Source organism: Ruminococcus sp. YE71 (assembly GCF_900119155.1).
Taxonomy (GTDB): Bacteria; Bacillota; Clostridia; order Oscillospirales; family Ruminococcaceae; genus YE71.
This window is the reverse complement of sequence record NZ_FPIR01000024.1, coordinates 1-11,393: the sequence shown is the minus strand read 5'-3', so window position 1 is coordinate 11,393 and position 11,393 is coordinate 1. Positions and strand designations below refer to the sequence as shown.

Here is an 11,393-nt window from a genome sequence, read left to right as displayed (position 1 = left end):
GTAATACAAACCGCATGACAGTTTTTAGCTGTCATGCGGCTGATTTGAATTATCCTATCGTTTAAAATTTCTTAGTTTACCTCGGCTTTGAACGCATATGCGGTCTTGATACTGTCTGCTGCTGTGCCTGTGTGTTCTGCTGTTCATTATTAAGCGCAATGCCCATTTTTGCATTAAGCTGCGCCGCAAGCTGCTGACTGAGCTTTGCATACGAACCACTATTTACGATCATTATCGCACTCTGATAGTCCTCATGGTAAGAGCCATCCTCTTTATTATACTTGAATACCTTTTCCGAAGGAGAAGAAATAATGATCGGCTTCTCGCTGTTTGGCTTTGAAGGCTTTACAAGCGAAATACTGCGGATTCCAAATTCCGGCGCACCCTCGCTGCCGCCGAGCGTAATATATGCCATGCCGACAGACTTGTCATTTTCTGAGGTCGGAGGGGTCTTTCTCGGTGTAACAGTCATTTCATTTATGTTGGAATCCACGCTTTTAAGTGCCGGGGGATCATACGACCCTCTGCTGAAATGCCTTTCGGATTTTGTCATGTGCTGATACTCGGTACATATCGCTTTGTTCAGAGCTTCCTGTGTTTCCTGTTTATAAGCAAAAAACACATCTTTTGATTCACGCCTGCCGGTTTCTTTGTCTGTACCCATAATGTGCGGCATAGACACATACAGCTTTGTCTGAACTTCTCCGGTCTGCTCATCAGTCTTATAAACTTCATAGAGCCTAATGTTGCTGACAGCAATATCAGAATCTTTCAGCAGAATACTTGCGTTAGCAAGCAATTTGCTTTTTCTTGTCTGACCTTCGCGCAGATTTTCGTCAACCTTTGCGTTGTACTGATCTACTCCGCCAGTAGTTACTGTTACTTCAAATTTCATAATGATTACTCCTTTAATTACTTGTCGTTTCCTTTGAGCTTTCCAAATTCATTTAGCATACCATTGAGACAATCTGCGCAGATATACTTACCACCGAATGAACACAAGCCGACTTCTGAATAACAGAATGAACAAACTGTTTTAAGGTACATCAGCTTAACTGCTACACCTACCAGCTTTTTACCGTCGAACAGTCTATAAAATGCAGCTGCCGGCTTTTTATCTGCGATCTCAAGATATTCGTTGTTGTTTTTCGGGTAATAACGGATTTTTCCGGTTGAAGTTAAAGTCATTTTTTTAACTTCATCTCTATCAGGTTTAGTTGGCACTAAAAAGTAATAGCTCCTCTCGTGATAACCATATAACACATCACCGGCTTTTAAACCAAGATCATCCATGAGTTTGATCGGCAGATGAGTTACCACGCTTGAAAAAGAGTTTTCCCACCCTACATAGTACGAAAATAATCCGGCATTTACAACTCGCAAAATAATTACTCCTTTTTTCTATGCAGTATCATTGATCGGAACTGACTGCACAATAAATTCAATTCCATACAGTTGCATAAGCCTTCGGCATACGCTTTTGGCAGATGCGTATGAATTATACTTCCTTGCATCTTCAATACAATCAACTGTTTCGGGAACAACTCCAGATGACAGCCGGCATTTATGTCCTGTAAAATACAAACACGGCGAGCTGTCCTTCTGCTTTAGAATCAATGCCATAAGACCACCTCCTTTCAATGACTTTTCTGCCATGTGGCATAAAAAACAACCTTTTATCAACGGCAGAACTTATATAAGGCTCTGCCGCTCATAAAAAGGCACCTGCTCTTTTAACTTTCGTTAAAGAGCAGATGCCCAAAAGGGTGATTAGCTATCTGTTATTTTGATGCTTATTTTTTTCTTTTAAAGAAAACAAGCGCACAGGCAGATGCTAAGATCACAACTGTGCCGGCTGCTGTACCCGTTGAGGGGTTAGGAGTATCAGTATTCGGCGTTCCAGTATTAGTTGTAGGCGTATCGGGCTTAGAAGAATCAGTAGGCTTATGCTCGTCCTTCATTACGACCTTCTGTACCGTGCCATCGCTGTTGACCGTGAATGTTACAGCTGTTGCGATAAGGTATCCATCAGGAGCCATTGTCTCAACAAGTGTATATGTTTCTCCGGCTTTCAGCTTACCGTAGATCTTATGTACCTCGGTCGTAGATACCCATTCGTCAATAGTGTTTCCGTCCTTATCGACCAGCTTCAGATGAGCGCCGGGAAGTTCCTTGCCCGTAGTTGCATCCTGCTTGGAGATCTCGATCTTTGTTTCCTCGTTCTTGATCTCCTTGACCGTTGTTTCAGCGTAGAAGATCTCAACTGTTTCAGGAGCAGCTACAAGATAACCGGCGGGAACAGTAGAACCAACCTCTGTTATTGTGTAAGTGCCGACAGGAATCTCACCAAACTCAGCAAGTCCCTTTTCGTCAGTTGTAGCTGTAATTGAGATTTCTCTGCCGCTGTCAGAAGTACCTTCAAGAACAAAATCAATGCCTGAAAGATTGGTCATGCCCTCAGTCTTTTTCTGAACCGAGAACGTTCCGGTTTTCTCACCATTGAAAATCTCCTTGATGGTAGTCTCAGCATAGAATACTTCGACGGTTTCCGGCTCTGCTACAAGGTAAGCTGTCGGAACAGTCTCACCGTTCTCAGTTATGGTGTAAGTGCCGACAGGAACATTGATAAATGTTACCTTACCGTTCTCGTCAGTCTTTCCGCTTACAGAGACTTCTTTTCCGTTATCGGAAGTGCCTTCAAGGATAAACTCAATACCCTCAATGTTGAACTGTCCTTCTGTTTTCTTGACTATCTCGATGCTGCCGGTTTTCAGATCATTGAAGATTTCTTTAGTAGTAGTTTCAGCATAGAAAACCTCAACGCTCTCCGGCTCGGCTACCATGTATGCAGTCGGTACGGTATCTCCGTCCTCAGTGATTACATAAGTGCCGATAGGAATGTTTTCAAAGAGTGCGATACCGTTATCATCGGTAACAGCATCGATCATGATTTCACGACCGCTGTCAGAAGTTCCTTCAAGAACGAATCTGATGCCGCCGAGATCGGTCATACCCTCAGTTGTTTTGTGAACCTCGATGCTGCCCTTCTTTTCATCGTTGTAGATCTCAACGATGCTTGTCTCGGCATACATAACGTTCACTTCAACTGCATCCGCAACAAGGTATGCGTAAGGAGCAGTCTCGCCGTCCTCAGTAATAACGTAAGTGCCTACCGGGATATGGTCAAAGTAAGCAATACCATCGTCATTAGTTACGCTCTCGATGCTTACCTCTGTACCAAAGTCAGAAGTGCCGCTCAGAGTAAACTTGATGCCGCCGAGATTGAGCATACCCTCAGTTGTCTTGTGGATTTCAACGTTGCCCTTCTTCTGAACGTCTGACATTGAAATTGTGTCGATAGAGCCGTCAGTTGAAACGATGAATGTAACATCATCAGCAAGTTCATAATTTTCGGGAGCAGATACTTCATGGAGAATGTATTCCTTGCCAGCCATAAGAACTGCGACGATCGTGTGTGCTTCTTCCGTAGAAGTCCATTCCTCGATAACGCTCATATCATCAGGATCAATGATCTGTAATACAGCACCGGCAAGTGCCTTGCCAGTATCAGCATCATACTTGGTGATCTCAATGCTTGTCGGCGTATCATACATAGTAACTATGTCAACGCTGCCATCTTCGGAAACCTTAAACTTAATATCATCTGCTACAACGTAACCGACCGGAGCAACTTCCTCATGAAGAATGTACTCCTTGCCGGCTTCGAGCATAGCCTTGACGATATGCGGCTTAGTTGTGCTTATCCACTTATCGTAGATCGCGCCAGTCTCATCAGTGACCCACATTTCAGCACCGGGCAGCTCGTCCTCGCCGGTAAGCGACTTCTTGCTGAACGATACGATAGTCGGCTTTTCAAGCATGATGATTTCATCAATGCTGCCGTCAGTAGAAACGGTAAAATAAATGTCTGCCGCAAGGGTGTAACCCTTCGGCACATCAGCTTCATGAAGTCTGTACTGGATACCGGCTTCAAGTTCAGCTTCAATGACGTAAGCATATTCAGTTGTTATCCATCCGTCGATAAGCTCGCCATTCATATTGTAAAGTTCAAGCGCAGCACCGATAACCGGATTTCCTTCATCATCGGTCTTTAGAATCTCAACGTGAGTAGGCTTGTCGTTCATTGTAATCAATGTTGCGCTGCCATCGGTCGAAACCTTGAATTTAATATCGTCTGCAAGACAGTAACCCTTCGGAGCAACTTCCTCATGCAGATAATAAGTTTTACCAACTTCGAGCATAGCCTTGACAATGTGCGGCTCGTTGGTGCTTATCCACTTATCATAGATAGTACCGTTTTCATCAGTAACCCACATTTCCGCACCGGGCAGCTCATCATCGCCGGTAAGCGACTTCTTCGAGAAAATCACAACAGTCGGCTTTTCGATCATTACTACATGATCTTTGGTTCCGTCTGTCGAAACAGTAAACGTAACATCTGCCGCAAGGTAGTAGCCCTTCGGAGCGGTTTTCTCATGCAAAGTATAAGTCAAGCCTGATTCAAGTTCAGCTTTGATCTCATACGCATACTCATCAGTTACCCACTCCTTGATTACCTCACCGTCAGGTCCGATAACCTGTAAGGTAGCACCAGGGATATTGTTGCCTTCATCGTCTTTCTTTTCAAAAAATACATCTGTCGGCTTATCCTTCATGCTTATCTTGTCGATAGTGCCGTCAGTCGATACAGTGAACATCTGATCGGGTGCTATGCAGTAGCCCTTTGGAGCAGATACCTCATGCAGTACATACTCCTTTCCGGCAATGAGCTTTGCCGCTATGACGTGTGCCTTATTCGTTGAAGTCCATTCGTCAACGACCTTTGTTCCGTCAAGAATCTGTAATACAGCACCCTTGAGCGGTTCATTTGTTTCAGAATCATACTTTGTGATACGAACCTCGGTCTGAGCATCACGCATTTCAACGTGCTGTACAGTACCGTCAAGGTTTACAGTGAACTCAACATCCTCAGCTACGGTATAGCCGTTAGGAGACTGAGTTTCACGGAGAATATAACTCTCACCGGGAACAAGTTTTCCGATGATCTTGTGTTCCTCGGAAGTCGATTCCCACTTGTCGATTATATTCTCATTCATATCAAGAACAACAAGTGTTGCTCCGGGCAGCTCGTCCTCGCCGGTAAGCGTTTTCTTGCTGACAATGATATTAGTAGGTGTGTTCTCAACGCTCTTGACAATTTCGGTGTACTCGATAGTCTTATCGGTATAATCTGCTTTGAACTTCTCGCTGTAACCGGTGTCGTAGTAGCCGGTAGGAGGTGTCTTTTCGGACAGCGTGTATTCCTTGTCTGCGTAAAGTGTGGTATTATTTACAGCAATACCATTTGCATCTGTTGTGATAGTATCAATGATCTTGTTTCCGTCAAGAATCTCAAATACAGCACCTTCAAGATACTTATTGGTTTCAGCACATTTCTTATATACTGTCAGCTTGACTTTCTGCTTATTATTCTTGCAGTGATAATCGGCAACAGCATATCTTGTGCCAGCCACAAGCATATCTGTTGTAAGTTCAAATGTCCTTACGGCATTCTTCGGCAGATAGTAAGGAGCAGCCGGGTCAGTTTCAGCAATAGAATACTTTCCAAGCGGCAGATCCTTTACAGTTGCTCTGCCGTTTTCGTCGGTAACAAGCTGAGTAAATGCTGTTGTTTCGCCGAAGCGGAACAGATCAAATTTTGCGCCCTTGATAGGTTCATTTGTGTCAGCATCAGTCTTGATTATGTTGACCTGACCAAGTATCAGTTCATTAGTAAGATCAACATTTTCTGTGCTGAACGGAGTGCCGATCTGAGTGAATGTCATTTCAATGTTCTTAGAACAACTGAAAATGTGCTTAGTATCATCCGGCACATAGCCGTCAGGAGCAGTTATTTCCTTGATATAATACTGATAAGGAACATACCTATAAGCCGTAATTCCTTCTGCCACCGTAATATCAAGTCGCTTTCCGGCGGGCAGCTTTGCAGCGAATGCGTTTACTCCGCCATTAGCCGGAATAACTTCGATCTCTTCGTCCTTGACAAACTTAGTCACACCGTCAACAACAATGTCCTCGTTTGCATATAAACCGAAAAGACCTCCGGTAATGTCATTACCGCTGTCCGCATCTTTCTTAGTAAAGGATGCTTCAATGTACTTATAAGAGTTTGTGATAACCGCAGTTGTACGAACTCCATCAGAATAGTGAGAAGTTGCACTTGTTCTCTCAGAATTGCACATATCACCGGGAAGATCATTTTCTTCAAAGACAATATCATCAGTATTTGGAATATTATTCAGTATTGCCTTTCCGAAAAGGTCGCTTTCCTTATTATAGTCAAGAAGGAAATTCGTTCCCTTTGCAGCGCTGTCCGCAAGTCCTACATAGGAATATACTCCATCGGACAGCTTTTCAGCAATAATGTATTTTCCTCCTACAATGTGCGCCTTGAAAGAGATGCGGCGGTAAACACTTGAAAGCTGATCTTCATCGTAAAGTAATTCGCCGTCAATGTCGATAACGCGCTTCTCAACGGTCGCGTTAGAAGAAACTTCCCAGTTGGATACTGGAATTGAAGCGGTCTTGCCAGCAATAATCGTGAACTGAATGTCCTCCGCAGGAGTGTAATTGTTCTCGATGCCGGAGATTTCATGCAGAATGTATGTGCCAGCAGGCAGATTTGCAATAGACAGCTTTCCATTTGCTGATACAACAAATCGAGTTGAATTTGAAACGCTCGGTGTACCATTTACCATATCAAGATAAATGAATTTTCCGTCTGTTCCCTTGCTTGCCTTAACGATCTTTGACTTATCTTCGTTATAGATCACGAAGTTGATCTCGCTTGCATCAACAGTCGAAATATCTACCGTGTGTCCGCTCTGATCGAGGAAATTCTTAGTTACGTTAAGATTGCCGCTTGTTTCCTTGTTTACGAATTTATGTGCAACAGTAAAATCAGCATTAGCATAGTCAGCAAGGCAAACGCTCCATGTTGCAGGCAGAATAAACTTAGCACCATCGTCAGCAACCGAAATAGTCTCTGTAACCTTGTATGTTATAGGAGACTTTGCATAGATCGCATTATCCGCATTTCGAGCATAGCTATAAACCGGAAGATCATTGAACTCTATCGTCCCGTTATTTTTGATCTTTGCGGACTTTGTGTAGGTTTTACCGCCGCCCTCGACAACAAACGTTACATTTGCAGCCTTTGTGCTTTCAACGTTCTTGTTGATTGTGATCGAGCCGACTTCATTATCGTCCTCAAACTCATTTACATTACTGTAATCGAGCTTGTAAACATGAGAAGAAACCTTGAATCCAGCCGGAGCTGTAAGTTCTTTAGCATAATACCCGTTTGCAGAATACGGCAGACTTAAAGAACCTGATCCATCAGCGCCAATTTCAAGCACCGCTACTCTGTTGGTATCAGACTTTGCGTTTGATTCAGAAGTATAGATACCGTAGGTGCATTTTGCATTTGCAAGAGAACTTGTGCTGCTGTATCCGGCTACAAGTGCGCTATCGGAATTGACTTTTTTGAACTCAAGATCATGATAGAATACATCATATCCGGTGACGCTCATAGCCGATGCAACCTTACCATCGTTGGCATTATCGACCATAACACCCGATATACCGTTGCGAACCGCCGAAGTCGCTTCAAGTCTCCAATGTGTGCTGCCGTTACCAGTATCTATTGTGCATTTCTCGGCAACGGACTGACTTACGCCCCACTTGCTGACAAGCTTTTCAATAACCATTTCGCGGTTTGCAAACTCGCCGAGATATATCCACGCATGATTGTTCTGCCAACCGACACTTGAACCATTAGCATAATACCCCTCGCCAAAGATTATAGAACCGGGAGCAAGTGTTTTACCATTCTCATCTTCCCAATACGGTCTGAGGATAGGCTTGTCAGTAGCATTCTTGTAAGCAGTAGTATTGGCATAATCCTCGTTGTAAACAGCGTTCTTAACCGTTTTTTCAACTTCTTCAACTGTTATTCCATTTTTGGTGCAATACCAATGGAACTGTGAAGCCGACGTGATACGCTGACTTTTAGAATCATACAGCCAATGCTCTGTGTCAACCGGAACGGGAGCCTGCCAGATATACCCGGTCGAGGACAGTCCAAGCTGTCTCATAGACCAATAGATGATACCTGTGCAGTCAACACCATACTTCTTAACATCACTTGCCGAGTAGAGTGTTCCTCCGGTTCCTACCGTCGAGGATATTTTATTGTTTCCCCACGGATCAGAAGCTCCCTTGCCGCCAAGTGTGTACTTTGTACCTAACAGCTCACAGGCTTTGGAGATAAATTCGTCACTTGTAGGAAATTCGATCTTATCCTCCGCAGCAGCCGCTGTGATCGGTACTGTCATAACAGGTAACGACGAACCAATAATTGAAAAGGCTGTCAGACCCGCCATAACGCTTGAACATATTCGTTTCGCCAGCTTAGAAAATTTAAAACTCATACGTTCAACACCTTACCTTTCTGCCTTTCGGCTAAAATTTTATTTAAACAAAAAAGCCGAGCACTTTTTATATGCTCGACTTTTTTGATTATTTTTTCTCTTTTTCTGCCATGTGGCAGAGATTTAATAGCTCCAGTGATATACTTTAGATTCTATTTGAAAAGTATAGTCTCCGGTTGCCGGATACTGATATGATTCAGTAATATCCGCATCACCGCCGTAATGCTGAACAACAAAGTAAGACGTACCATACTTATCGTTCAGTTCTACAACAGCCGCTCCTGTTGAACTGAATTGTGAACCAAGCATCAGATTTCTATGCGGAGTATCAGTAAATGGAGAATACCCACCGCCTATGTTTTCATTATTTGCGCCTACTGACGAACAAATAAGTCCATTTGGTCTAACGTGATGAAAACTTGCAAGAACAGAAAACTCGGCTGCTCTTAATGCCGCTGTATTCATAAATCTTGCGCTGATTGCAAGAGGTTGAACACCCGCAGACACTCGTTCTTGATTAACAGCATCTATAAACTCTTTTGTTTTTTCGTAATCTATTCTTACAGTCACACCATTAGTTGTTGTTTCCCAAGTCGGTGCATTTGAGTATTCCTCATCGGCATTGCCTTCTGTTTCAATTTCTTCATGCCATGTATTATTTTCAACACTATAAAATCCATAAAGTTTACTTCCATCATTGTTATATTTGTAAGGTTGAATCTGGAAACAGTAGTTTGATTCAGAAACAAGATTGCTTACCGTTGCAGTTGTTATATTCCCGTTTGGAATATCAATACCAAGTTTATAGTAATTAATGGGCCAGTTCTCAACAAAAAGAGTATCAGCACCAGCATACCAAATTTCATATCCATCACATTCAACCTGTTTCCATGTCAATGTACAACTTGTACCATTAACACTTGTTGAAGTAACATAACTTATATCCGGCGGAGTGATCTCTTGCGTTTCAGTCTGCTGATTGTTTGCCGTAGTTGTAGTAGTTGTTGTGTTCGGCTTTGCAGTTGTAGTTGTGTTTTTGGTGGTTGACTTAGTAGTAGCCTGAGTAGTATTGCCGCCCCCGCCGCCATTAGTACCGCCGCTGTTGGTAACAACAGTTGTATGTCCACCAACTGTTTTTGTTGTAGTTCCGGTCGTATTTCCCTTTTTGGTAGTAGTGGTCTTTTTGGTGGTCGAAGCAGCCTTTGTTGTACTTGAAATTGTTGTTGAAACAGGTGCAGTTGTTTCAACCGAAGTTTCAGATTTTTCAGTTACCGGAGCAACAGTAGTTTCAACGGTTTCATCTTCATCGGAAAAATCCTCTGTGACAGTCACACTTTCAGATGAATCCGAATCATCAGTTTTTATTTTATCAGATTTCATCTTTCGCACAGCGATCAAACCGCCGAAAACGAGAATGGCAGCGGATGCACACGATATTGCCGCCGTTAGTGCTTTCTTTGTTGTCATACACTGACCTCCTTATGTAAGAAAGTTTTTCCTTATATAAAGTATAACACATTTTCAGAAACAATTAGTTAATAAACTGTAAATGTTTGACTATTATCAAATTACTTTTATAGTTGCTTTTATTTTCTTCCACGTTTCGGCTTTATTATATTATCCGTATTCTTTACATCAGAAGGTTCAGTAATTTGTTTCGTTTGCGGTTTCTCGGTCACGATCTCTATACTGCTTGCGAGTTTATTATCAAGCTCTCTTGCATATTCCCTTGCTTCTTTTTCCTTATATACTCCAAATTTGAGATCCCACTTAATTGAATCCTTGTCAAGCTGCGGTTTGACTATAACATAATATTCGTCTGTTCTGTCCTCAGAACGAATGACCGCAGTATTAACGTTCAAATCACAGAGCTTGTATATTTTCATTTCTTTAAAAGAAAAGAAAAATTCTTCATACCCCTTTTTGAGCAGCCTTTTTTCAAGTGTCATCATTCGGTTTAGCCTTTTCTGTACTGATGGATTCGACCCTTTCACCACTTATGGATTCAGCCTTTTCAGCATTTACTGTCGGCTCGGCAGCAGCTTTGTTCGGTTCAGATTCTTCCTCACCGCCGAAAACAGCCGATTTTGTCAGCAGACCTTCATACATTTCACGCACCGAGCGCGGGACACGTTTCTTGTACTCAGATTCAATTGCCGATTCAAACTCTTTTGCAAGCCTTTGCGTAATGGTTGAAAAGAAATCGTTACGCTCTGACTTGTTCTGCTGCATATAGTAGTTTATCAATTCAAACTTTCTCAGATCAAGCGCCGAGATCTCCGTTTGTTCGCCGCCTACGGAAAGTATCAGCTTGATAGAGGAATCATTAGTATCACGTTTCTTATTCTTTTGCATTTTTCAAAAACCTCCTAAACAATAAGAGAACGGTCGGATAACCGCTCTCTTATCTTTTTTATTTACTCATCAACTCTCGTTCTGCCATAAACCACATTACTTGAAATCTGATGGTCAATGTAGTTTCCCTTTTCAGTCTCCCAGCGGATCACAGCAAGCGTATCGCTGCCATCGGGTCTTGTGTGATAATACGCATTATCATAGGATTCACTAAGATTGTTGCGCATTTCAGCCGCTTCCTTGTCGATGATGCGGGGGATAACCCAATAACGCCCATTCCCTCTGAGTATCTCATACTCAGTTGGATAGAAGTCTCTTATCCACTCCTGCCACTTCTGCCCCCAATAACGAATAGGCTCTTGCATAAGCTGACGTTCTTCATCGTTAAGGCAAATATCGAAGCCGAAATTCTTTTCCATTTCTCTGAGTTCTTCATCACTCATGAATTCAATGTTATCATTATCGTTCATAGTATAACCTCCTACTATGTAATATCAAAAGTCGATGAAATCATCGAGACTGTCG

The 11,393-nt window shown here is 42.6% G+C and carries 7 protein-coding genes; all 7 read right to left on the bottom strand.

Annotated features, from left to right (window positions below):
• Positions 1-76: 76 nt before the first annotated feature.
• Positions 77-895 (bottom strand): hypothetical protein, encoded by an 819-nt coding sequence (locus BT142_RS16600; RefSeq protein WP_072419299.1) that lies wholly within the window; start codon positions 893-895, stop codon positions 77-79.
• Positions 896-912: 17 nt separating this feature from the next.
• Positions 913-1,383 carry a hypothetical protein gene (locus BT142_RS16595; protein ID WP_072419298.1) on the bottom strand — a complete coding sequence of 157 codons (471 nt, stop codon included), beginning with the start codon at positions 1,381-1,383 and terminating at the stop codon, positions 913-915.
• A gap of 410 nt (positions 1,384-1,793) precedes the next feature.
• On the bottom strand, positions 1,794-8,513 hold the full coding sequence (locus tag BT142_RS16585; RefSeq protein WP_139275814.1) for a SpaA isopeptide-forming pilin-related protein: 6,720 nt from the start codon (positions 8,511-8,513) through the stop codon (positions 1,794-1,796).
• Positions 8,514-8,636: 123 nt separating this feature from the next.
• A complete protein-coding gene (locus BT142_RS16580) occupies positions 8,637-9,980 on the bottom strand; it encodes a CAP domain-containing protein (protein WP_072419295.1) in 1,344 nt (447 codons plus the stop codon).
• A 119-nt stretch (positions 9,981-10,099) separates the two neighbouring features.
• Complete coding sequence (locus BT142_RS16575; RefSeq protein WP_072419294.1) at positions 10,100-10,465, bottom strand: hypothetical protein; 366 nt, start codon at positions 10,463-10,465, stop codon at positions 10,100-10,102.
• Complete coding sequence (locus tag BT142_RS16570) at positions 10,452-10,868, bottom strand: hypothetical protein (RefSeq protein ID WP_072419293.1); 417 nt, start codon at positions 10,866-10,868, stop codon at positions 10,452-10,454. The genes BT142_RS16575 and BT142_RS16570 overlap by 14 nt, the downstream gene beginning before the upstream one ends.
• 62 nt (positions 10,869-10,930) lie before the next feature.
• On the bottom strand, positions 10,931-11,338 hold the full coding sequence (locus BT142_RS16565) for a hypothetical protein (RefSeq protein ID WP_072419292.1): 408 nt from the start codon (positions 11,336-11,338) through the stop codon (positions 10,931-10,933).
• Positions 11,339-11,393: the final 55 nt, after the last annotated feature.